This window comes from Microbacterium sp. PI-1, from assembly GCF_004337555.1.
In the GTDB taxonomy this organism is placed as follows: Bacteria; Actinomycetota; Actinomycetes; order Actinomycetales; family Microbacteriaceae; genus Microbacterium; species Microbacterium aurugineum.
In genome coordinates this window covers 27,001-49,742 of sequence record NZ_SJYZ01000023.1, presented here as the reverse complement: position 1 = coordinate 49,742, position 22,742 = coordinate 27,001, and the positions used below count along the sequence as shown (strand labels likewise).

Sequence of the window (22,742 nt, the reverse complement as noted above, 5' to 3'; positions counted from 1 at the left end):
AGAAACGATCGTTTGCGGCAGGGAGATGGCGCCGCCGCGATCCGACAGGCCTCCTGAGACTCCGCCACTTTCGTGAGACGCTCCGACACCTTTCGTGAGACTCCGACACTTCTCGTGAGATCGGACAACTGCTTGAAAAATGCTTGCAGATTGCAATACACGTTGACAACCCTGATAGGCTGTGCCGTAGCTCATCTTGCGCTCTAGCGCATAGGGAGGCGGAGGCACAGTCTCTCACGGTAATCACCCCGCATACACCTTCCGCCCCGCGAAACCCGGCGAATCCTGCTGGCTTTTTTCAAGCACAAAGCAAGCATCCGAGGCGCTGCCCGCCCAGCCCGCTGCCCCTTCCTCCGACCGCCTGCGGCTCCACGGCTCAGCCCGCTGAGGGTCGCAGGGCCGTCGTCGGGTTCCGGTAGGTTCGACCCACGACCTCGACGGGATGGTGTGACGGATGGCTGATTCGGGTTCTCCTTTCGCTTCGACGAATGCTCTGGTGGAGGTCTATGGCCGCTACGTCGACTGGGTCGAGAAGCTGGGTCAAGATGAGCGCCCCCAGTCGGACAACGAGTGGGTCGCTGCTCTTCTCCGGTTGCTCTCGATCGATGAGCAGCTGCTCGATCGGGCCATTGAGTTGAAGGCGGCGGTGGACGCTCGCGGGTTGTCGGGTCTCCCGCTCGAGGTGCAGCCCGAGGTGCAGTTCGCGGTGGACTACGTCGCCGAGATCCCCGACGTCGCAAAGCTGCACTCCGAGCTCGCGCGACGATCAGATCAGTTGCGGGCGATCAAGGCGTCTGGTGAGCCGATGACGGAGCCATTCCCCACCGATCTCCCGGACCCGTTCCAGGCTCAGTGGATCGGTGTTCGGGAGGCAGCGAAGCTGTTGTTCAACCAGGTGCAGCTCCACAATGCCCAGGCATATGCTGCCTCGTTCGGGCGTGCTGCAGAGCTCCACGGTATGCCCGTCGAGACGAGCACCCACCGCGGCGACGATGGATCATTCACCCACACGGTGAGCGTCTCCTTCGACCGTGACGAGCAGCCCAAGGCCACCTGGTGGCAGAGGCTCTTCGGGCGCCGCGCCTGACTCCCCCGGCGCACTCCTGACGCACGGAGGGCCCGCTCAGCTGGTGAGCGGGCCCTCCGTGCGTTGAGGTGCTGCGGGTCTATTCCTTGAGGTACGCCATGCGGTAGACCTCGTTGACGAACGCGCTGCGCGAAGGTGCACCCACGGATGCGGCCAGCTCGGTGAGCTCGTCCTCCTGGGCCCCGGTGATGCGCAGCTGGATCTGCGTGCCGCCGGTGCCACGGGAGCGGCGCTTGCGGCGCTGGAGCAGCCCACCAGCCTCGGCATCCTCGGGTGCGAAGATCGCCCGGATCTCCTCGAGGGGAACGCGCTCGAGGGCGTCGACGAGGAGTTCGTCATACGTCTTGTCAGGCTCTCCTGCAGCGATACCTTCACGACGGGCGACGCGAACGGCAGCGAGGACGACCGGGTTGATGTACGCGGGAACGTTGTCGACCTTGTTCTTGACCGGATCGGCCGGGGCGGCCTCACGAGGTTCCGGCGTCACAGCTGCAGCGGCTTCAGCTTCAGGAGCATTCGGGGTGCTCTCGGTCGCGTCGGGGCTGGCAGGCGCCGGTGTGGCGGCCTCCCGAGGCGGAGACGGCTTGCGGGGTGCGAGGAGGCCGGTGAGTTCGGCTGCGTCTTCGCTGCCGGCGCCCTTGAATGCGTCGGCGAGGCTGCTCCTCTTGATCTCGGGGGCATTCATGCGAGGACTCCTTCCGCTTCACGTTCCTGCTCGAGCTCACCGACGCGCTGCAGGAGCTCCTTGGTGAACTCCTTGTAGTTGTCGGCCAGCAGGCTGGGGTCTTGCGCGTAGAGGCCGTCGACGGGCTTCTCACCGCTCTTCAGCGCCTGGATACGGGCGGTCTTGTCTGCCTTCGAGGCCTGCTTGAGCTCGTGGACGAGGAGGCCGCGCTTGCGGGCGTCGACGGCTGCAGCCTGGTGGTCTCGAATGATGGTGTGGAAGATCGGTGCGGAGTCCCCGACGATCCCGGAGAGGCTGTTGCGCACGTCTCGCTCGATGCGGCGGGAGCGGCTATTGATGCCGAAGAGGAGGACGCCGGCGAGGCGGAGGTTGGGGTTGCGCTTGCGCACGGCCATGAACCGAGCAGCGACACGTTCGACGCCGTCGATGCTGGCCTCGTCCGAGCGGGTCGGGATCACCACGGCGACCGATACGGACAGTGCGGCTTCCACGAGGATCCTGTCGCCCGGAGGGGTGTCGATGAGGATGAGGTCGTAGTCGTCGGCGATCGCGGCCAGCTTCGACTCGAGGACCGCGTCGAGGCCCTCGGCTCCGCGCTGTTCACGGGCACCGAAAACAGCCGGCGCATCTCCGACGGCTTCGCCCCCCGGGACGACATCCAGGTTCTCTCTGACGTTCTTGAGCAGCGGCAGCGGCATGCTCGTCAGGAACGCGTTGAAGAGGGACTCCCCTGTGTCGGGCTCGAAACCCAGCTCGCGAGACAGGTTGCCCTGCGGATCCAGATCGACGGCGAGTACTCGCAACCCCGAGGCGGCCGCCATGCCAGCGACGTTGGCGGTGGCGCTGGTCTTGCCGACGCCTCCCTTGCCTTGGGAGAAGCTCACGCAACGCTCAATGCTCATCGGTATCTCCTTCAATAGTTCCTGCTTGTTTCAACGTATGAGAACTAGCGCGAAGTCCTGCGGTTCGACACGCTATGTTTCCCGCTTGATTTCGTGCGGTTCATATCGCGTCACATCGTGCTGTATTCCACTCGTGAATTATGGCTAGCTTTCCTTCGTCACGTAACGCTTTCCTTATGGCCTTAAGTATGGCGGTAAGTGTAGGTGGATGTCCAGCGTTAGTTGTCGCGTGTCGCGTGGCGTTCGCGGATGAGATCAACGGCGGCAGCGAGGGGAGTGCCTGGGTCGAGCTGAGAGGTGACGGCCGTGACGGTGTGGGGGAGTGCCGGGCTGAGCATGACCTCGACGGCCTGTTCGCTCTCCCGTGTCCAGGTGAGGGCAGCGTCGCCGGTTGTCAGTTGCCAGCCGTCCGCCGTGAGTTGCTTGTGCATTGTCGTGAGGTCTCCGACGAGCTCTTGAGTGGCTGCGGGAGCGTCGTACAGGCGGATGCCTCGGCCGAGGACGGCTGTGACGAGCTCGACGACGTCCATACGGCGCTCTCGCGCAATCGGCTTCCGCTGCCGCCTGGTGGAGGCGAAGAACGCCTGTGCAGCTTCGTGAGCGGCCGCCTGCTCCTCCGGGGTCGGAAGTTCATGCAGGGCGACCTGGCGGCGCTTCTCAGCTCGCTCGAGATCCTCGCGACGGATGCGCTCGAGCGTGGTCTCGCCCTCGGTGAGTTCGTTCAGACGGCGAAGGGTCCATGCGAAGTGCGCGAGAGGATCCCGCAGCTCTTCGTAGCGGGGGGAGCGGAGCTTCCCGGCCTCGATGAGGCGCTGGAGCGTGTCGGCCAGGCTCTGGGGCGTGTATCGGCGCGGTGTGATGCGGTTGCGTTCGAGGATCCGGGCGAGGTTGCCGATGTGGCGGCCGCCGCGGAGTACTCCAGGGCGCAGCGGGGCGCCTGGGCGGGGTGCGGAGCCGTCTGAGAGCAGGAATCGCTGGGCGATAGCCCACACGAACCGCTGTGTTTCGAGATCGCGAGGTGCTCTCTGGGACCGTGGTTGTGACTTCCTCTTCAGCTTCGGCCGCGCAGCGGCCTTCTCGCGCGCTTCAGCGCGCGTTGGTGAGTACTTTTTGACAGGGGGGGTCTTGTTAACCGAACCCCTGCGGGGTAGGTGGAAAGTATCCACAGGCACGGCTTCGGAGATCGGCTCAGCGCCACGAGGAACGTCCGTGTGGGCTTCTGTGGTGAGGGCACGCATGGTGAGGGCTCGGACGGATCCTGCGGCCTCCTGGTAGCTGCCGTGGGCCTTACGCGCCAGGGAACGTTCCTGGGGGGAGAGGTGGCGGCCGCGCACGATCGTCACGGACGCTCCGAGGGCCTCGAGGATCCCCCTGGCGGTACCGACGTGCCGGCCAGACATCCCGAGCCGCTTCGCGACCGTCTCCCTCGACGTCGTGACCCCACGGCCGGAGGTGGAATCTGCCGTCGACGCATCGTCGCGAGCCACCATGATGACCGTGTCCGCCTTGATCTTCCCGCGGCACAGCTCTACACCTCGAGGAGAGGCGAGTTCTTCGACGACCCAGCTCATCCACGCCGACCGTGACCGCCATGCGGGTACAGACGCGTAGGCGCCATCCTCGACCGGAAGCGACCACGAGGTGCATCCACCCGTGACGCTTCGGCGAGCGCGAGCGGTTGTGGGATACGTCGGGGCATCAGAAAGAGCGTCGCCGTGGTGGGAGTCACCGTAAGGCGTACGCGGGTTTTGAAAGCCTGATTTAGCAGTGTCGATCGGCGAAATCTGCTTGCAATTTTCTTGCAAATTGACAGCAGAAACAGGCTCGAATGACTGTGTTTCAGGGCATGACTGAGCTACGATGGGTTCACCACCTAGTCCTACTAGTGGGTACGGAAAAGCCCCGGGTGACTCCCGGTGCGAAGCCAGGAAGCCGACCGCCAAGTCGGATTCCTACAAAATTCAGATCAGTAGCTGCGAACTCCTGAGATCTGAACCTCATGCGAATGGGCCCTCTGCTTCGGCAGGGGGCCTCTTGCGTTAAGCGGTGTCGATAGGCAACTCCCCGTCGCGGTCCCGTGGGGGCATCCAGGCGGGGATGCCTTGGTCGGTCAGCTCGACATGCTCCAGGAGCTGCTCGATGAGCTCGGACGTGGACACGCCGGCTCTGGAGGCGATAGCCTCGGCGCGCTCCTTGTTCTGACGCTCGATGCGCCAGCCAGGAATGACGGGATCGATCAAAGATCCTCGTCGACGTTGAATGCGGGCCATGCGGGCCACTTAACCATATGTGTACATATTCATGGAAGAGGGTTGTCCGCGTGTCGCGGTCGCGGGGCCGGGCCACGTCTCAGTCCTCGCCTGCGACTGGGGAGCGCGTGATGAGGGTGTTGCCGGTGGGGATGGTCTTGGAGCCGGGGTCTCCTGTGGCGAAGTCGCGGTAGGAGAAGGTGATGTCCTCTTCGTCCTCTTCGGCGAACTCGACCAGGCCCCAGGTGTCGGAGTCTTCGTCGACGAGGATCAGGATGCCCTCGGCCCGGAGTTCGCCGTCGACGAGTAGCTCTTCGGGGAACTGGTCGATGGCGGGGGAGTAGCCGCTGAACATCTCGGCCTCGTCGGAGATCTCCGGCTCTTCCTCTTCGATCTGGATGCGCTCGAGGAGGGCGACCTGAGCTGCGAGCTTTTCGCGGCGGATATCACCTTCGGCATCGCCGAGGATCTTGCGTTCGCGTTCGATGAGCTCCGGGTCGCCGGCGTTGATGATGGGCGTGGCCATGTGGTGGCCGTAGTCGGCGTAGATCGGCTTGCCCTTTTCATCGACGTCGATGACGTCGTCTTCCAGGTCGACGATCTTCATGATGTCGTGGATGCGCTTCTTGGGGCGCATGTTCTCGACGAGCTGCAGGTCACCGGGGAACACCCACCGCTCGGGGTGCTCGGCGTCGGTCTGGTACGGGTCGGGCGTCCAGAAGCCCTGCACCTCGACGGCCTGGCCCTGCTTGTTGTACGCGATGCCGCGGCCCTTGGCGGTGGTGGGGATCGTCGTACCGGTGGTGTAGTTGTTCCACATCATCTTCGCGGCCTCGGCCGAGAGGCGACCCCAGCTGGCGCGGAAGGTGTAGTTGTCACGCATGTCACCGGTGAGGAAGTCGGCGTCGGGGCGCTGGAGGCCGTTCATGATGTGGATGCGCATCTTGCGGCCGAGGGAGGCGATGTCGCTGATCTCGTCGAGGACGGGCGGCTGTGCTGCAGCCCCGCGTGGCTTGACCATCCGGTACCAGCGCAGCAGCGCGTTGCGGAAGGTCTTGAACTCGTCGATGACGAACAGGATCGGTACGAACTCCTCGAGGCGGATGGATCCGGCCTCGTAGGCGGCCATGCGGCGCTGCATCTCTTCGTAGACCTCGTGGGCGACGCGCGCCTGGTGGTCGATGCGGCCAGCGATGAGCTTGACGTTGGGCCAGGTGCGGAGCCCGAGCATCTCGAAGCGCTTGCCGTCGATGCCCCAGATCTCCCAGCCGTGCGCGGCGAGGAATCCGATGACCCCGAGCTCGCAAACGGTCTTGCCCTTACCGGTCTTCCCGGTGGTGAGGAAGTGGGGATCCTGCTTGGGGCGCCAGCTGATGACGTTGCCGTCTTCGTCGATCGCGACGGGCACGGCCAGGTCGTCGTAGGTGGCGAGCGGGTCGACAGTTTCGGGGGCGATGAACGGGTTGGGGATGACGCTCGGCAGCTCGGGGCGGGGTTCCATCCAGAAGGTGTCATTGGGGAGATCCCAGTACGCCCTCCAGCGGCCCTCCAGCACGCCGGAGATCTGCGACTCGACGGAGGCGCGCACGCCGCTGCGGGAGAGCTTGGGGGCGACCTCGTACTTGACGCTGATGCGGGTGACCTTCGTCGACGTGATCGTCTTCCCGTCGACCTGGCGGGTGATCGGCTCGGTGGAGACGGTGGTGTTGGCGCTGCTGCCGAAGGTCTTGGAGACGATGAGCTTGGAGCGTTCGATCTTCTCGTCGCGATCGCGTTCGACGGCGGAGGTGCCGGAGGCGACCAGGATGACGGTGCTCTTCTTGTGCTTGGCGACCTTGAACGCGGATCCGAACTGTCGCTTGGCGAGTCGACGGATCTCCGCGAGCATCTCGGGGACTTCCTCGTCGGCGAGCGGGTTGTAGACCACCTTGAGCTGGGTCGGCTTCCCCACCCAGCCGCCGCGGTACTTCGAGGGCACGACCTGGCCGCGGTGGGGGTCTGGCCAGCCGAGGATCCCATGCACCCGGTGCAGGAACAGGTCGGCGTCGTCGTGACGTTCACGGTTGCGGAGGTAGAGCGCGACGGTGCCGGCGATCAGGAGGGCGCCGAGGATCCCGATGAGCACGGCACCGACGGTGTTGGAGGTGATGTACGCGAACATGCTGATCGCGATCGTCGAGAACAGGACGATCGCGATAGCTGCAGTCGGCTTCGTGCGTGGCGGAAGCGTCGACCCGGGGATGATCATGCGGCTCATTTCTCAGCCTTTTCCTTGCGGGCGGCGCGGGCGCGGAGCAGGAGCACGATGAGAGACACGATCGCTCCGACGGCGCACAGCACGATGAGTACTCGGGGGAGATCCAGGCCGATGCCGTCGTGGAAGGGGATCAGCACGTTGTCGGTGACGAGGATGTGCCAGTTCACGAGGGCATCCCTCACGCCCGGGACGAACTTCGCCAGCAGCGGCGGGACGAAGATCATCCCGGCCAGGATGTAGATCAGGGTGTCAGTGTCGTTTTCTTTCACGATGTCTCCTCGAATCGGTGCTCTCACTTAGAAGGGGTGGGCGTGGGCGCTGTTAACCGACAAACTGCCTATTCGGTGGTCTCGGGCGGCATCAGGGTGAAGGCCTTCCAGGCGCCCTGACCCGTGGTGCCGACCTCAGCTGCGCGGACGAGCTCGAGCCGCCAGACGCCGGTGTCGGTGGGGACGTCGACGATGACGAGAGTGGAGCTGGGGGCGTCGACGATGGTCGCCGCGCCGGTCAGCTGCGTCACGGTGATCATGCGCGGGTCGGTATACGCCCACGCCTCTTGCGCCTCCACGGTGAGCAGCGGAGAGAGCTCGGCCCACCAGGCGTCGTAGTCGCGGTCGTGTGACACGAACACGGTCATCGCGGCCTCTGCAGCCGCCACCGCCTCCTGCTGGCTCTTGAAGTCCGCCTTGTCGTCGCCGACGGGCTCTCCCAGCGTGGGGAACCCCTCGGGGCGCTCCGGCCCCTGCACCGCGGTGGGTGTCGGGGTGGGGTCGTCGATCTCGTCGGGGGCGGTGCACCCTGCGAGCAGAAGCATGCCGGCGACGGCTGCCGTTGCGGTGATCAGATGGATTCTCATGCGCTTGCCTTTCCCCAGTACTCCCAATGCCAGGCCTCATCTGGCCCCTGTCCGCCGGGCTCCGCCCACGGCGGATGCACCCACCCGTAGGAGGGTCCGTTGCGCTTGAGCCAGTCGTAGATCTGGCTGTTGAAGCCGATGGCCAAGTGCCCGCGGTCGCCGACGTCGATCGCCATCGCCCAGCCGTGGTTGCTGGTTCCGGGCTCGGCCGCGTTCTTGCCGTACTTCCGCTTCGCCTCGACCTGGCCGGGGTAGTCGCGGTAGCCGTCGTTGATCGGGAGGTCGTACCCGAACTCGGCCTTGAAGGCCGCGTTGAGCTGGATGAGCGCCTGGGTCGCGTCGCCGCGCAGCTTGTACTCGGGCTGCCAGGGGATCGGGGTGAGCAGGTTCTCCGGGATGCGGCCGTTCTGGTGTCCACCCCACGCCCCGGGCTCGGTGCCGTTGGCTGCCGGGTACTCGCCCGTCGAGCCGACACCGCAGCTGCCGGCATCCGTGCCCGAGGTCAGCGGAAGACCGGTCAGGGTGGAGACGATCTCACTCGCCGCGTCGAAGAACTTCGCGTAGTGGTACGGGTTGGCGTTGCCCTGCACGCGGTGTGCGGCGATGGTCGGCTGCAGGGTCTCCCAGCCGCTGACCTTGAGCAGTGAGGTGAAGAACTTCGTCGCCGACGTCTCCGGATTCATCCGTTCCGCGTTGGTGCCCCACCACTTCTGCTGCTGGAACAGACCGATCGAGGATGTCGCCGATCCGTCAGGGTTCGTCACACCGCTGGTCTCCCAGTCGCCGTAGCCGATGTTGACGAGGCTGGACTCGCCCATCGCGGTCATGACGCCGATCACCTGACCGCGCCCGTCAATGCCGAGCTTCTGCGCGGCGATGACGATGTGGGCGGCGTTGACGAGCTGCTCGTGCTTGTATCCGGCGATCGGGCCTGCAGGGACGCCGGCGACGTCGACCTCCGCGGTCTGGGTCGTGCCCTGCTCGTTGGGGAAGCACCCTGCGGCGTTGGCGCCGAAGATCACCGTCATACCCATGACTAGCCAGTACACGAGCACCGCGGCGGGGATCACTGCGATCGCAGTAATCCCCGCAATGACACCGCCGGTCTTCTTCACTTGACGCCTCCTGTGGTGGCGGATGCCGCGGCCGCCGCCAGACGAGCCCGAAGTGCGCTCGAGGACGACGACGCTGCGCTGCTGACAACGGCGGAGCTGGTGGCCGTGGTGGCCGCCGCAGCCCCGGTAGCGGGCGTGCTGACGGGCGTCTTCGGCCGGTAGGAACTCGTGCGCGACGGTGCCTCGCGGGGTGCGATCTGGCTGGATCCTGCAGCGTCGACGATGATCTGGCGCCCGTACGCAGCGAATGACGACCCTGCAGGCCGCTCGTCGTGGTCTCCGTCGCCGGTGGAGGTGGCCTTGTCACCTCGAGACGCAACCTGCTCGATGCCGCGCTGCAGGACGAACTTGCCGCCCTCCTTGGTCAGGGTGAGCACCGCGGCGCTCGTGCCGCCGGTCGCAGCTGCGAGAGCGACGGATGCGCCGGTGGTCAGCAGCTTCGTCGCGGCGGCCTTCACTCCACCCGCCTTCTTCACATCGGTCTGGGTGAGCTCGACCATCGGCTGCGCGGGAGCAGCTCCTGCCGGAATGCCGGTGATCGCGGGCTGCGGGGCAGGGGTGGGGGTTGGCGTCGCGCTGGAGGCGGCGGTGGCGGCCGCCGCGGGAGAGCTGCCGGTCGCTGCTGCAGCTGCACCAGCGGCCGCTGCTGCAGCTGTGGAGGCCTTCTGGTGGGCGTTCCACGACAGACGGCTGGAGACGTAGTTCTCGGCCATGCGCTGCGCGCGATCGCGGATCGGGTGCGCGCGGTCGGCGGACTTGCCCAGGCCGAGACGGGCGAGCCGCTCGGAGAGCTTCTCCCCGGCCTTCCTGGCCTTGTGGAAGTTCCAGATGAGCGCAATCGCCATCGTGAGCACCACAGCATTGATGACGATCATCTGCGCGAGTGTCGACAGCGGTGTGGTCTCTGCGAGCGCCATCATCATGCTGGTGGTGATGGACAGGAACCCGGAGACCAGGACGATGCTGGCGCCGATGCTGAAAAGGCCTGCGAGGATTCCGAGGGCCGAGCTCCACCATGCACGACGGGCGAATCCCGGAGCGATTGCGGCGTAGGTGGAGAACAGCCACTTGCCGGCACTCCACAGGGTGAAGCCGGAGGCGAGGAGCAGCACCATCCCGAGGATGAGCGACAGGAAGTTCAGGGCGCTCGATCCTCCAGCAGCGATGCCGGCGGTGATGACGAATCCAATGTTGGTGTTGGAGGCGTACTCGGCGGCATCGGGGGCGCAGGGGCGAATCGCGTCACGGACGGCGGCTCCGTCTTCGAACGGCTTCGAGGCGATCATCGCGTCGTTGAATGCGGTGGCGCACGAGCCCTCGAGCAGCTGGCCGAACACGATCTCTTGTGCGGGGTAGCGCACCCAGGCGTCCATGATCTGACCGATGAGGGCGTCGGAGACGACCTCGCGTGCGGTGTCGGGGGAGGGCATCTTGTCGAGGAAGGATGCGTCGCCGCTGGAGATCGATGCGGCGATGGATCCGCCCCAGGCCTGTGCGGTGCGAAGGCCACCGTCGGGGCCGGTGATCAGACCGATCGGGTTCGCGAGGAGGGTGACAGCGAGGACGCTCGCGGCGACAGAGATGGCCATGTCCGTCGCTCCGGCGGCGACGCGGCCGCGCATGATGGCGACGAAGCCGATGATCGCGGCGAGGGCGAGGCCGACGGGGATCCATCCGATCTGCGAGAGAAGACCGGAGAGCATCTGGAAGATCGCTTCGATCGGCGGGGCGATCCAGTCGATCCATTCGAGGGTGACGATGAACTGCATGAACCACAGGCCCCAACTGAGGCCGGTGAGGTTCGCAACCCAGATCGCGTCGACGGTCTGTGCGAGGAACGCCTTGATCGGGTCGAACACGCCGCCACGATCCATTGGCAGGGACACGTACTGGGCGATCGAGATCCCCGAGCTGTCCTTGGCATCGATGGGGGCGAGGAAAGGCAGGGTCGCACCGGCGTCCCCATCAGCCGCGTACGCGAGGATCACGTTGCCGCCGAGGATGGATGTGATCGTCCAGATGCCGACGAGGATCGCCACGGTGCGCAGCGGGTGGCGGCGGATCCACTTCCACACACGGCGGATGCGGCGACGAGTCCCCTCAGCGGTGCGGGCGATGGGTGCGATTGCGGTCATGAGTTCACCTGCTCGGTGGAGGTCTTGACGGTCTTCGGGGTGGAGAGGGTGGCCGCGGCCCGGTCAGGGCGACGGGAGACGCGCGTGCGGATCTTCCCCATGCGGCCTCGGGCATCACGGAAGAGCGCTTCACCGCGGCGCCCCACTGGCACCTTGTTGTCGGCACCGAGAGGCGAGAGACCTTCGGTGACGGTCTGCACGTTCGCCGGGTTCTTGCTGAACCCCTCCTGGAACCACTCGAGGTTCGACTTCGCCGCGACGGAGTCGGTCTGCCGGGTCAAGATCCGGTTCTTGATGAGGGAACGAGTGACCTCGTCGCCAAAGTCGCGCGCGTCTTGCGACGCGGCGAGTACCGGAGCAGCGTGCTTGCGGCCATCTCGCAGGAAGAAGTTGAACTCGGCGAGCCCCTGGGGACTGGCCGTGATGTGCGCGAGCTCGTCGCATGCGAACACCGCGAGCTCGTTCACATTGCGGAAGCAGATCTCTCGGGAAATGCGGGTCAGTAGCGCGTACATCGCGTGCCCGAAGAGCTTGTCCAGGCCCAGCTGGTCGAACATGGCCGCGTTGTTGATCTCTTCCTTGGTAGGGAGGGCGACGCCGTGGGTGAGGAAGACGATGCCGCGGCTGGCGAGGTTCAGCGGCGGAAGGTCGTTGTCGAAGAGGACTGCGCCGTACTCGGTGTCGGCGTAGAGGTTCATCAGACCCGCGAGCTCGCGGGCGGTCTCGTCGGTGCGGCCGAGGTCGGTCAGGCGGGCGAGGAGTGCGTTGGCGTTGGTCAGACCGGCGTTCTCTGCCTTCCGTTCGTTGAGGACGTCGGCGAGCATCACGCCTGCTGCAGAGCGGGCCTTCACACCGAGGAGGGCGGAGCAGAGTGTGAGCATCTGGCTGGCGCCTGCCTTCGCGCCGAAGATGCGCATCGGGTCGAGTGACCACTCCGGGGCGACGAGGTCGACGATGGTCGTCTGGGACGGGTCGATCGACTCGGCGAAGACTCCGTACTCCTTGGCGTCGGTGCGGTCGATGACGATGAAGCGCCCGCCACGGTCGTGCACGGCGCCGAGGATGATCTTCATCGCGACGGACTTTCCACCACCCGGCTCACCGGCGATGCCGATGGAACCGGAGACGTCACCCGTGATCTGGCCCCACAGGTCCAGGAGCACCGGCGGTTCGGTTCCCGATGTGATGTTGTCGGCGAAGAGGAGACCGGTTCCGTCTCCGAGGTCCGTGGAGGTCATAGGGGCGAGCGAGGCGAACTGCGTGCCCGTGGTCAGCTCCGCGAACTCCTTCACGATGCGCTCGGATGGGTGCCCGGGCCACATCGCCCACCAGAGCTTCTCCTGGCCGCCGATGGGGATGTCGAACTGGAACTCGAGGTTGTCGGCGAAGTACTTCTTGGTGAACTGCGCACGTTCGGTGGCTTCGTCGGCGGTGTCTCCGGCAACGGCGACGATGAACGTGGCCTGGATCTCGACCTCTCGCTCGGACGCTCCGAGGGCCTGGTGCCATTCGCTGAGGTCGCGGGCAGTGACGTCGAGATCGCCACCGGATCCGGTGATCGCCGCGGTGCCCTCCTGCTGATCCATCTGGTCGGTGAGGTTGATCTCTGCGCGGGCGTTGCGACGCTTCGCATCCCGGGCTCGCAGGCTCTGCACTCGGAAGACCCAGTCGGCGTTTACGCCGAGCTCGTCGAGCGCTCCGACCCAGTCGAGATCCTCATCCCACCCACCCCGCGGGCTGCCGGCCAGTGCCATCAGAACCTGGTAGCTGGCCGCACCTGTGCGGGTGTCCGTCACCTTGAGGAAGCGGTTGGCGAGCGGATTGATGCGGCTGATCTTGCCCTTCGAGTCGGTCTGACCGCCCTCGTCGAGGTGAGGGAGCGGGTACGACTTCGGTGTGGTGGTGTGCTGCAGGTGCTCGTCGATCAGCACCTTTGTGGCCCCACGGGGGAGCTCATCTGCGCGGGGCGCCGGCGCCGGGTTCTCGTACAGCCCGCGGGTCATCGCGTGGGTGCCGATCCACAGCTGCTCGGCAGGGGTCGACCGACGCGGGATGAAGGACGCCGGGATGGCCTCCTCGATACGAGCTGCAGCGCGCATCGCTGAGGTGATCTCCTCGGCCGAGGGGGCGCGCAGCGGAAGCGCCACGGTCTCGCGGACGGAGTGCTCCATCCAGCCGTAGACCATGCGGGCCTTGTCCTTGAGGCTGCGGACGCGCAGGGGCACGGAGATCCAGTACTCCCGGCGGCCGTTGGGGCGCATGTCGAACTCGTCCATGCTGAGGAGTACTTCCTCGGCCCAGACGGGGTTCTCGCTGACGTCGACGCCGGCGAGCATCTTGTTCGCGATCTCCTCAGGGGAGACGATCCCGCCGAAGCCCATCAGCATGTACTCACCGATCAGACCCTGCGCCAGCGCGCGGTGGATCTTGCGTCGGACGTCGTTGAGTTCGCTACCGCCCAGGCCCTTGGGGAGTCCGTCGAGGCGCCAGGTGGCCCACACGGTGCCCGTGCGCGTCCACTTCAGGTGGCCCATGATCGCGATGTCGGGGATGCGCATGTCAGCTCTCCTTGATGCGTGCCTGCTCGAGCAGACGGTCAAGCCCCGACGCGTAGCGAGCCGGGGCAGTGGGGGACGGGGCGAGGGTGATCGGGGGAGTTTCCGCAGCCGCGCTGATCGACGGGGCGGGAACCGCCACCGGTGCGGGGCTCGGGGAGGCGACGCGGATGGGTGCGGGCTCGTCGACGGCGGGAGCGCCCACGATCAGGACGGTTCCCGTGAGGCGATGGGGCGATCGCAGTTTCATTGGCTGACCGTTCAGCGTTCCCGCTGCGGGATTTGCGATCGCCCCCACCGTGTCGGCGGCCATGTGATGGATCTTGCGTCGTGTCGAAGGAAGCTGGCCGGCCAAGTACAGGGCGACGGCGGCCATTCCCAGCAGTGCGACGATGCGGACGAGGGGGAATGTGCCGAACAGCGGCCCCCACACGCTCATCGTGTTCCACCCGATGACGAGCACGACACCACCAGCGATGAACTGCGGGACCGAGTAGGGCCCGCCGGGAAGACGGGTGTTGCCCGCCTTCCCGACCATGATGGGGATGCGGCGAACGCTCGTGTAAAAGCGGCTTACGCGTGGCCGCTCGGCATCGGGAGTGCTCATGGGCTGGGCCTACGAGAATTCGCCGCGGAACAGGTTGCCGATGAGCTGGAGGCCGCCGTTCAGTGCGAAGTACGCCAGGCCGGCGACGAACAGTCCGCCGAGAACCGCACCTGCACTGAAGCCCTTCTTGAACGCGGTGATGAGGAACAGGACGACGATGACCGTGAGGCCACCGTTGACGACGAGGGCGTACAGCTCGTTGTTGAATCCGTTGGCGGTGCCGATGATGCCGTCGGCGTGGACGATCAGCTGCGTGCCGACGTGGTCGAATCCGGCGGCGAGTGGCTGGATGAGAGATTTCACTGGTCTTCTCCTTCGGTGGTGTCATCGGTCGATGACGGGGTGGGTGCAGGGGACTCATCGACCTGGGCGGTCGAAGAGGACTGGGAGGTGCTGAGGCTGGTGACTTCCCACCGCCCAGCACGAGCGGTCAGGTCGACGAAGTACGTGGCGGTGACCGTGCGGCCTTCGGCGGTCTGGAGGGTCACGAGAGCCTGCACGAGGGTCGTGTCACCGTCGGCAGGAGACTTGGACGGCTGCTCCTCGGCGAAGAACGACACCGGGGTCAGGAGGGCGAATGGTGCCGGAGAGATTGCGGGGATGGTGACGCCAGGCGTCAGGTAGGAGCTCGTGCTGCCCTGGCCGATGAGGTACGCGGCCAGCATGAGCTGGATCGTCTCGACGGCGGCGGAGTCAGAGGAGAGCTGCGTGTTGAGTCCGAGCCCTGCGGCTCCCGCGGTCGACTGCGGGCCGACAACGGGCGCCGGGTATCCGATGGCGCTGAGGCGGTCGGATGCGGTGTCAACGATCACCTCGTAGTAGCGGCGAACCCATGTCGGTTCTTCTTCGACCGCCTGTTCCATCACATCGGCGCCGACCATGACGGTGACCGTGGTGGCGTCCTCTGTGGGCGCTGTCTCCACCACGGCGAGGTTGCGATACTCGAAGGGGATGTCGCCGAGTCCCGGGGGAGCGGTGGTGACGTAGGTCTCCAGCGCCGTGCTGTCCTCCTTGGTCGCCGAGAGCCAGCTGCCAACGAAACCGATGGCGAAGGATCCAGCTGCCTGCTGCAGCGGGGTGAGGTCGCTGGACTCGGCCGCGGCCGCCACGGGAGCGGATCCCTGTCCGCGTGCAACCAACATGCCGATCGCGATCGGCCCACAGGCGATCGCGACGAGCACGACTACGGAGACGGCCTTCGAACCGAGGAGAGAGCCGTTCGTGAAGCCGGACGACTCTGCGGCGCCGTCGTCGATGGGTGCCTCGGCCGCCGCCTCGGCAGGCTTCTTCTTCCCGAAAAGCTTCATGCCGCACCGTCCGTCGTGTTGCGCTGCGGAAGGTCGACGGGACCGGTTGTGAGGCGCTGGTAGGTCTCCGCGGCGTCTTCGTACCGACGGGACTGGAGGAAGGCCAGTGCCCGCTCCCGGGTCGCCTGATCGAACAGGCCCTCATGAAGATCGAGAGCGATGTCCTGCCCCTCGTCGTAGACCCCGAGCACCTCGGCCTGATTCTTCAGTTCGCCAAGAAGCTCAGGCCCGATCTCCTCCACGTCGCGACCCGCCTGTGAGCCCATCTCGATCTCTCCCGTCGATCCCGGGCCCGGCATGGGCCCTCCTACCTGTAAGGGGCAGCCAGAAACGGGCGAAACCGACAAAGAGATCGAGAAAAAGTTCGCGGAGTTCGCCGGTACACGTGAACTTCCCCGGAATCACGCGGATCTCGCGCGTGTACTCGCCAGAGGATCACGCAGCGAAGAAGGGGCTAATACACGTACGGGTACACGCGCGCTGAGGAACGTCGAGGGCGATCAGGTCCACAACACCTCTGGGAGCTCCGATGTCCTCCACCATCCAGCTGGCACCGCTGATGACGCGTCTCAACCTCGAATGGTCCACCACGCACGCACCCCGCGAGCACTACTTCGGTGCCCTCGGCATCCGCCTCTGTGGCGAGCTGCTCGAGGAGATCCACCAGGTGCACCGCGCCGCCCGCAGCAAGCAGATCAGCTCGAGCGACCGGGACGCATACCTGGCCGAAGAGGATGCCATCCTCATCGAGCTGATCAGCCTCGCTCACACCGGCGACCGCATCGCCGAGCGCACGCTCGTGCAGCTCCTCCTCCCGGCCGCGCAGCGGATGGCGCACCGCGTCCGCAGCCTCGGCGACATGGACCGGGCCGACCGCGTCGGGTACGCGATCAGCATGGCCTGGGAGATGATCAGCCAGTACAAGCTGCACCTACGTCGGCGCGTGCATGCGAACCTCACCATGGGACTGCTGCGACTGCTCAGCCCGAAGAAGACCCAGAACGACCTGGTCGTCGCGAACTGCACGACCCCCGTGAGCGACGATGTCCTCGAGGCGGTCGCCGGCGGATGGAATGGACCGGAGCAGCCGATCGAAGTTCTCGCCGCGCGACTGTTCTCCTGGGGCGTCGACAACGGCATCGTCACCCGTGAAGAGACCGCCCTGCTGGCCCGCGTCACGCTCGGTGAGGAGAAGCAGACAGACATCGCTCAGGAGCTCGGCGTATCCGTCGACTGCATCAACCAGCGCATCAAGCGCTCACGGCAGCGTCTCCGCGTCGCCTTCGGCGAGATTCTCTGACAGAGGACGGCACAGCGAGACGCCTGATCAGCGGCCCTCATCTCAGTCGAGGTGGGGGCCGCTCTCTGCGCTCACCGGGTCAGGCCGAGAGAGGTCGCCAACAGATCGAGCTGCTCACGCAGCGCCTGCTCATCTACGCGCCACACAAGCCGGTTGAAACCTGATCGGGCGCCCAGCTTCGACGGGTCACTCTCCTGCACGAGGATCCCTGAATCGACCAGCGCTTGAGTGTGCGCGATGAGGGTGGTTCGCCCCACCTGCAGATCTTCCATCAGGTCGTGCGCGGTCACGGAGCCCCGCGTCAGGGTCGCCCGGATGATTCCCGCCCGCAGTGCGGGGATCCCGAAGGCGCGAAGCACGCGGGCGCGCTCGTCGGGAGAGTCGGGGGTCATGACCCCCATTGTGGCATCCGCGTAACGATCAGCTGTGAGCACCGAGATGATCGCCACCGACCACCGATATAACGCCGAAGCGGTTTACCCTGAAGGTGGCGCTAAAGAAGGTGGCTTAGTCGCCTATTGGCTTTCAAAAATAATGAAAGCCTGTAGGCTGGGCTGAACCACCGGGGGGTGGCACCGAACATTGGATCAGTTTGTCGGTTCCAGACGTGAGAGAGCACCCCTTCTAGGTAGAAGCCCTCACGGAAGGACACGACGTGACCATCACGGCACCCCCGCTCACCCCGAGCACCCCGGACGCGGCCCCCGCATCCAAGGACGCCTCCTCGGCCGTCAAACCTGTCCGTACCCGTCGCTCCGGGATCTGGGGCTTCGCCGCACTCGCTCTCCTCCTCCTCGGAGCACTGGGCGGAATCTTCATGTTCCAAGCCGCAAGCAACGCCACTCAGGTGTTCGTCGCCGCTGGGGATATCACCCGCGGCCAGACGATCGAGAAGGACGACCTTACGACGATCTCCATCGCCGCGGGGCAGAACACCACCGCGATCTCCGCCACCAAGGCGGATGACATCCTCGGGACGATCGCTTCCGTCGACATTCCGGCGGGCGGCCTCATCACCGAGACTTCCACCACGACCGCCCTCACCGTCCCCGACGGCAAGGCGCTCATCGGACTCACGCTGCAGCCGGGTCGGCTCCCCGCCCAGCAGCTCACCGCTGGAGACAACGTCATCCTCGTTCCCGTTCCGGCGCAGGGCGTTGTCGATGTCGAGGTCACCGCGGACCAGACGATCCCCGCTGTCGTCTCCCAGGTGCGCCCGATCCCCAACAGCAACGACGTCGTCGTCGACGTCTACGTCGCGACCCAGGCAGCCCCCGGGGTCACCAGCAAGGGCGCTGCCGGTTCCATTGCTCTCTACCTCGCAACGGGGGACAAGTAATGGCCATCATCGCCCTCACCAGCCTCGCCGGAGCCCCCGGGGTCACGACCGCGGCAACGGCACTCGCCGTGCACTGGCCGCGACCCGTCCTCCTGCTCGAGGCCGACACGAGCGCCGTCTCGACGCTGATGGCCGGCTTCTTCCGATCCAACCTGCGGACCACCGACGGCGGGATCGAAAAGCTCGCCTTCGCCCTGGCGCGCAACGCCCTCGACACTGAAGACCTCCTGGACGGCGACTACCAGATCGCGATCCCCGTCCACGATCTGCCGCCGATCCCCGACATGCCGATCCCGTCTATCCCCGACGGCCACAAGCTCTGGGTGATTCCCGGGTTCGTGAACTACGCCATCGTCGACGGCGTCCGCGGCCTGTGGAACAAGCTGCCGCGCCTGCTCAGCGGCCTCGACGACGGCGGCATCGACGTCATCATCGACCTCGGTCACCTGGACGTCGACGACCCTCGTCTGCCTCTTCTCGACGCCGCAGAGTGGGTTCTCGTCACGGCGAGCTCATCCATGATCGATCTCAACAGGGCCTACCGTCGGCTCGAGCTGCCGGATATCAATCAGCGTGCACGTGCTTTCGCCGGCGATCGCTACTGGACCTTGCTCACCTCCCCTGCAGCAGAAGCGGTCTCCACGAAGGAGTTCGGCACCCATGTTCTCCCCGTGGTGTCCACGCTGCCGCATGACCCGGACGGCGCCGCCGTCTTCTCACACGGACGCCCCGACCCCAAGCCGAACAAGAACGCGTATCGACGGGCCATCCGAAGTGTCGCCCAGGATCTCTGGGTGCTGCGCCACCGCGATCAGAGGAGCGTCAGCTGATGACCGACCAGCCCGATATCGAGATCGCCACCCGCCCGTTCCTCGGCGATATGCTCAGCCCCAGCAGCAGCGCCACCCCTCCCGTGCAGCCTGCCCCGACCTCTGGCAACCACCACCTGCTGGCAGCGATGACCGGAGGCCGACCGCCCCTGCACCTCGTCGACGACACCGACAGCGAACAGCTCGAGCAGGTGTACGCGAACTCGGTCGACCTCGCCGCCGCGTACCCGACCGAAACTGAACCGGATGAGGAGAAGCTGCGCGCACGCTCTCGCCGCCGGGAGACCGCCGCCATCCGCGCCGACGGATACCTGCAGGTGGACTGGAACATCGTCAAGCAGCTCACTCGCGAGCTCACCGCGGCTGACGAATCGATCGGCCGGTCGCGCCGTTCCTTCGACGTCGCCACCGCCTCCCCGGATCCGGAAGATGAGTTCGAGCAGCGCACCATCGATGAGATCAAGGTCATCATCAACCGGTACACCACCCGCATCGCTGGTGCGAAGGGCTCAGATCACGACTGGACGGATCTGAAGAAGGCCCACTACACACAGGCCATCTTCGACCAGGCCCACCGCTATGGCCGCTTGCAGCAGTACCTCCGCGAGCCTGACGTGGAAGACGTCTCCGTTGTCGGATACGCGAACGTCGTGGTCACCAAGACCAACGGAATCCGTGAACGACGTAGCCCGATCGCTGAAGATGACAAAGACCTCGAAGACCTGATCGCCGAGATCGCGTCGCACCGAGGACGCACGTTCACCAAGCCGAATGGATACCTCGACCTGGACATCGGCGGTGCGCGGTTGTCGGCGACGGGTGTCGGGATCACTTCCGACACCAACCTCACGATCCGTAAGCACAACCTCGTCGACATCGAGCTTGCCGACATGGTGGCTAACGGGACCATCTCCCAGAAGATCGCCGATTTCATGGCCGCGGCGTCCCGCGCCAATCTGTGTGTCATCGTCGCTGGCTTCCCCGGTGCAGGAAAGACGACGATGCTCCGTGCGCTGATGTCCACCATCCGGCCGGAGGAGAAGATCGTCACGATCGAGACCGAAAGGGAGCTGTACCTCAACAAGCTCCCTGATCGACACTGGCAGGTGCAGGATCTGCAGTACATCCCGCCGCAGTCCGCCGGCGCCGACAGCGCAGCCGGATTCACTCTCGACCAGTGCTTCATGCTCGCCGTTCGCTCCAGCGCGCAGCGCATCCTCTTCGCTGAGATCCGAGGCCCCGAGGGGCCCGTCGCTTTCAAAGCGATGGAAGCAGGACGTGGATCGATGTCCACGATTCACGCGCGGAGTGCGGACCACACAATCCGCCGGTTGGCGATCGTCCTCATGAGCGAGGAAGGGCTCACGGATGACACTGTGCCCATGAATCGGATTGGGGACAGTCTCGATCTCATTCTCTACATCAGCGAGCTCGAGAACCCCGATGGGACTCGGCGACGGGTCGTTACCGAGGTTGCTGAAGTCCGCCCCAATGACCAGGGCCTCCCGATGGCTTCGAAGCTGTTCAAGTACGACCCCAACATCAAGGACTGGACCAACCCGGAGGATCCGTCTCCCCAACTCGACGGGCCCCTGCGGCGCGCCGGGTACGACTGGGAAAAGGAGATCCGCGGATGATCCTCGTCAGTTCTCTGGCCGGGGTGGCCTTCGTAGGCGGACTCATCATGGTCGCGCTCTACTTCCGCCCCGCGCCTCCGAAGCAGGCGCCGACAAAGCCATCTCTCAGCACCCGCTGGGGTCAGGTGAGCAAGAAGACCAAGACGGGTCTCATCGTCGGTGGCATCCTCGGGATTATTGCCGCCATCATTTCCGGCTTCCCGGTGATGGTGATCGTCGTCCCCGCCGCGATCACGATCGTGCCGGCTCTCCTCGGAAAGCCGTCGACGTACGAACGCGACCTCATCCTCGCCCTCGAGAACTGGGCGCGATCGCTCGCGAGCACAGCAGATACCGGCGCCTTCACTCTGCGAGAGGTCATCGGGATCACCCAGGGCAGCGTGCCTCAGATGCTCAAGGCGCCGGTTAACCGCCTCTACACGCGGATGAGTTCCAGCTGGTCCACCGCTGACGCCCTTCGCGCGTTCGCTGACGAGCTGGACAACTCCCATGCCGACGAGGTCACCATCTACCTGATCCAGGCTGCAGAGTTCAACGCCGGCGGCCTCTCGAGAGCACTCGAGAGCGTCTCGGAAGGCCTGAGCGCCACCGCCAAGCAGAAGATCCTCATCGAGGGAGAGCGGAAGAAGCCGCGCGAGACGATGATCTCGATGACCTGGATCGTTGGAATCACTCTGGTCATGCTCGTCTTCTTCGCTGGCACCGGAAACATGGACTTCTACCGGACTCCCCTCGGAGGCGTGGCGCTGGGTCTCATCCTCAGCTCCTTCGTCGGGCTGATGGTCTGGGCGCGCGCCATCACTCGGGTGCCCCCGGAGCCTCGATTCCTCAGCGCCCCGGTTTCGACGGAGGTCGGCGCATGAACCCCACACTGATCGCCGCCGTCCCCGGCCTCCTGGTCGGAGGGGGACTCGCAATCGCGCTCCTCGTCCTGGCTCCGCGCACCGTCCGAGCAGGCGATGCACTCGTTCGTCTCGGCGAAGCATCCGTGGCCCCCACCATCAGCAGCCCTCCGCTTTCCCAGTGGGACCGGATCGGGAGCTGGCTCTCACAGAACCTCCCGCAGGTGAAGTTCCTGGCGCCGCCGACCCGAGATCTCGACCTCCTGGAGATCCCCGTCTCCCGATTCTTCGCGCGCAAGTTCCAGCTCGCGATCCTCGGCCTCTTCGCACCCGTCGTCCTGTCGCTCCTCGCACAGGTCTTCACCGGACAGCCCTTCCCGCTGCCCCTCCTCGTCAGCCCGGTGCTGGCACTCATCATGTGGATGATGCCCGACGGGCAGGTGAAAGCCCGCGCGGCAGCTGCCCGCCGAGAGTTCACCCGATTCGTGAGCGTCTACCTCAAGCTCGTCGCGGTGGCGCTGCTCGGCAGCACCACCGCAGACACCGCTCTCAACGATGCCGCTTCCGTCTCGGATACCTGGGTGTTCCGGCGGATCCGCCGAGAGTACGCGCGGGCCGAACTCACCCGCACGACCAAGTGGGACGCGATCGAGCGTCTCGGCGCTCAGATCGAGATCCCGTCACTGATCGAGCTCGGCCGCACGATGCGTCTCTCCGAAGCTCGGGTCAGCCTTCGCGACCAGCTGCTCGCCACCGATCAGAATCTGCGAACGCTCGTCGAGGCGGCCGATGAGGACGCGGCGAAGAAGATCACCAAGCGCAGCGGACTCCCGGTCTACATGACGTTGTTCCCCGTCATCCTCATTGTCTTGCTCCCTCCGATTTACAGCCTGTTCACCATCTGACCAACGAAAGGAAACATCATGGATGAAATCCCCTGGAAGGCCGTTTGGATCGTCGGCGGCGTGCTCGCCGGCCTCGCGATCATCGGCTTCCTCGGCCCGTGGGGCCTCAGCTACATCCAGAGCGTGCTGCCCGG

General features: G+C 65.6%; 23 protein-coding genes. 8 read left to right on the top strand and 15 right to left on the bottom strand.

Going from position 1 to position 22,742, the window contains the following annotated elements; translation table 11 throughout:
- The first annotated feature begins 454 nt into the window (after positions 1-454).
- On the top strand, positions 455-1,087 hold the full coding sequence (locus E0W80_RS15820; RefSeq protein WP_131493918.1) for a hypothetical protein: 633 nt from the start codon (positions 455-457) through the stop codon (positions 1,085-1,087).
- Between the two features lie 79 nt (positions 1,088-1,166).
- On the opposite strand, the gene E0W80_RS15815 is transcribed toward E0W80_RS15820, so the two are convergent.
- From E0W80_RS15815 to E0W80_RS15750, 14 genes are all read right to left on the bottom strand, one after another.
- A complete protein-coding gene (locus tag E0W80_RS15815) occupies positions 1,167-1,772 on the bottom strand; it encodes a hypothetical protein (protein ID WP_131493917.1) in 606 nt (201 codons plus the stop codon).
- A complete protein-coding gene (locus E0W80_RS15810; RefSeq protein WP_131493915.1) occupies positions 1,769-2,674 on the bottom strand; it encodes a ParA family protein in 906 nt (301 codons plus the stop codon). Before E0W80_RS15810 ends, E0W80_RS15815 begins: the two co-directional genes overlap by 4 nt.
- A 218-nt stretch (positions 2,675-2,892) precedes the next feature.
- The gene (locus tag E0W80_RS15805) at positions 2,893-3,666 is read right to left on the bottom strand and encodes a hypothetical protein (protein WP_131493913.1); all 774 of its coding nucleotides are present in this window, start codon (positions 3,664-3,666) and stop codon (positions 2,893-2,895) included.
- A gap of 1,047 nt (positions 3,667-4,713) precedes the next feature.
- Complete coding sequence (locus tag E0W80_RS15800) at positions 4,714-4,914, bottom strand: hypothetical protein (protein WP_131493911.1); 201 nt, start codon at positions 4,912-4,914, stop codon at positions 4,714-4,716.
- A 109-nt stretch (positions 4,915-5,023) separates the two neighbouring features.
- Entirely contained in the window at positions 5,024-7,180 is a 2,157-nt protein-coding gene (locus E0W80_RS15795) for a cell division protein FtsK (RefSeq protein WP_131493909.1), read from the bottom strand.
- Positions 7,177-7,449, bottom strand: a complete 273-nt coding sequence (locus E0W80_RS15790) for a hypothetical protein (RefSeq protein WP_131493907.1) — start codon at positions 7,447-7,449, stop codon at positions 7,177-7,179. The genes E0W80_RS15795 and E0W80_RS15790 overlap by 4 nt, the downstream gene beginning before the upstream one ends.
- Positions 7,450-7,517: 68 nt before the next feature.
- Positions 7,518-8,036, bottom strand: a complete 519-nt coding sequence (locus E0W80_RS15785; protein WP_131493905.1) for a hypothetical protein — start codon at positions 8,034-8,036, stop codon at positions 7,518-7,520.
- Entirely contained in the window at positions 8,033-9,151 is a 1,119-nt protein-coding gene (locus E0W80_RS15780) for a M15 family metallopeptidase (RefSeq protein ID WP_131493903.1), read from the bottom strand. Before E0W80_RS15780 ends, E0W80_RS15785 begins: the two co-directional genes overlap by 4 nt.
- A complete protein-coding gene (locus E0W80_RS15775) occupies positions 9,148-11,286 on the bottom strand; it encodes a hypothetical protein (protein WP_131493901.1) in 2,139 nt (712 codons plus the stop codon). Before E0W80_RS15775 ends, E0W80_RS15780 begins: the two co-directional genes overlap by 4 nt.
- On the bottom strand, positions 11,283-13,844 hold the full coding sequence (locus E0W80_RS19430) for an ATP-binding protein (RefSeq protein ID WP_240740569.1): 2,562 nt from the start codon (positions 13,842-13,844) through the stop codon (positions 11,283-11,285). The genes E0W80_RS15775 and E0W80_RS19430 overlap by 4 nt, the downstream gene beginning before the upstream one ends.
- 1 nt (position 13,845) lies before the next feature.
- Positions 13,846-14,448 (bottom strand): hypothetical protein, encoded by a 603-nt coding sequence (locus E0W80_RS15765; RefSeq protein ID WP_131493899.1) that lies wholly within the window; start codon positions 14,446-14,448, stop codon positions 13,846-13,848.
- 9 nt (positions 14,449-14,457) lie between these two features.
- Positions 14,458-14,751: a hypothetical protein gene (locus E0W80_RS15760; RefSeq protein WP_017831612.1), complete on the bottom strand. Its 294-nt coding sequence runs from the start codon at positions 14,749-14,751 to the stop codon at positions 14,458-14,460.
- Positions 14,748-15,755: a conjugal transfer protein gene (locus tag E0W80_RS15755; RefSeq protein ID WP_131493898.1), complete on the bottom strand. Its 1,008-nt coding sequence runs from the start codon at positions 15,753-15,755 to the stop codon at positions 14,748-14,750. The genes E0W80_RS15760 and E0W80_RS15755 overlap by 4 nt, the downstream gene beginning before the upstream one ends.
- A complete protein-coding gene (locus E0W80_RS15750) occupies positions 15,752-16,054 on the bottom strand; it encodes a hypothetical protein (RefSeq protein WP_131493896.1) in 303 nt (100 codons plus the stop codon). Before E0W80_RS15750 ends, E0W80_RS15755 begins: the two co-directional genes overlap by 4 nt.
- A gap of 230 nt (positions 16,055-16,284) precedes the next feature.
- Between E0W80_RS15750 and E0W80_RS15745 the strand changes: the two genes are divergently transcribed.
- Positions 16,285-17,055 (top strand): hypothetical protein, encoded by a 771-nt coding sequence (locus E0W80_RS15745; RefSeq protein ID WP_131493894.1) that lies wholly within the window; start codon positions 16,285-16,287, stop codon positions 17,053-17,055.
- A gap of 71 nt (positions 17,056-17,126) precedes the next feature.
- Here the strand turns inward: E0W80_RS15745 and E0W80_RS15740 are convergent, their stop codons facing one another.
- Positions 17,127-17,447: a hypothetical protein gene (locus E0W80_RS15740; RefSeq protein ID WP_131493892.1), complete on the bottom strand. Its 321-nt coding sequence runs from the start codon at positions 17,445-17,447 to the stop codon at positions 17,127-17,129.
- Between the two features lie 34 nt (positions 17,448-17,481).
- On the opposite strand from E0W80_RS15740, the gene E0W80_RS19515 reads away from it, so the two are divergent.
- From E0W80_RS19515 to E0W80_RS15715, 6 genes are all read left to right on the top strand, one after another.
- Complete coding sequence (locus E0W80_RS19515) at positions 17,482-17,613, top strand: hypothetical protein (protein WP_276320548.1); 132 nt, start codon at positions 17,482-17,484, stop codon at positions 17,611-17,613.
- Between the two features lie 97 nt (positions 17,614-17,710).
- The gene (locus E0W80_RS15735) at positions 17,711-18,394 is read left to right on the top strand and encodes an SAF domain-containing protein (protein WP_131493890.1); all 684 of its coding nucleotides are present in this window, start codon (positions 17,711-17,713) and stop codon (positions 18,392-18,394) included.
- Positions 18,394-19,224 (top strand): hypothetical protein, encoded by an 831-nt coding sequence (locus tag E0W80_RS15730; protein ID WP_131493888.1) that lies wholly within the window; start codon positions 18,394-18,396, stop codon positions 19,222-19,224. The genes E0W80_RS15735 and E0W80_RS15730 overlap by 1 nt, the downstream gene beginning before the upstream one ends.
- Entirely contained in the window at positions 19,224-20,861 is a 1,638-nt protein-coding gene (locus E0W80_RS15725; protein ID WP_131493887.1) for an ATPase, T2SS/T4P/T4SS family, read from the top strand. Before E0W80_RS15730 ends, E0W80_RS15725 begins: the two co-directional genes overlap by 1 nt.
- Positions 20,858-21,724 carry a hypothetical protein gene (locus E0W80_RS15720; protein WP_131493885.1) on the top strand — a complete coding sequence of 289 codons (867 nt, stop codon included), beginning with the start codon at positions 20,858-20,860 and terminating at the stop codon, positions 21,722-21,724. The genes E0W80_RS15725 and E0W80_RS15720 overlap by 4 nt, the downstream gene beginning before the upstream one ends.
- Positions 21,721-22,608 carry a hypothetical protein gene (locus E0W80_RS15715; RefSeq protein WP_017831602.1) on the top strand — a complete coding sequence of 296 codons (888 nt, stop codon included), beginning with the start codon at positions 21,721-21,723 and terminating at the stop codon, positions 22,606-22,608. Before E0W80_RS15720 ends, E0W80_RS15715 begins: the two co-directional genes overlap by 4 nt.
- Positions 22,609-22,742: the final 134 nt, after the last annotated feature.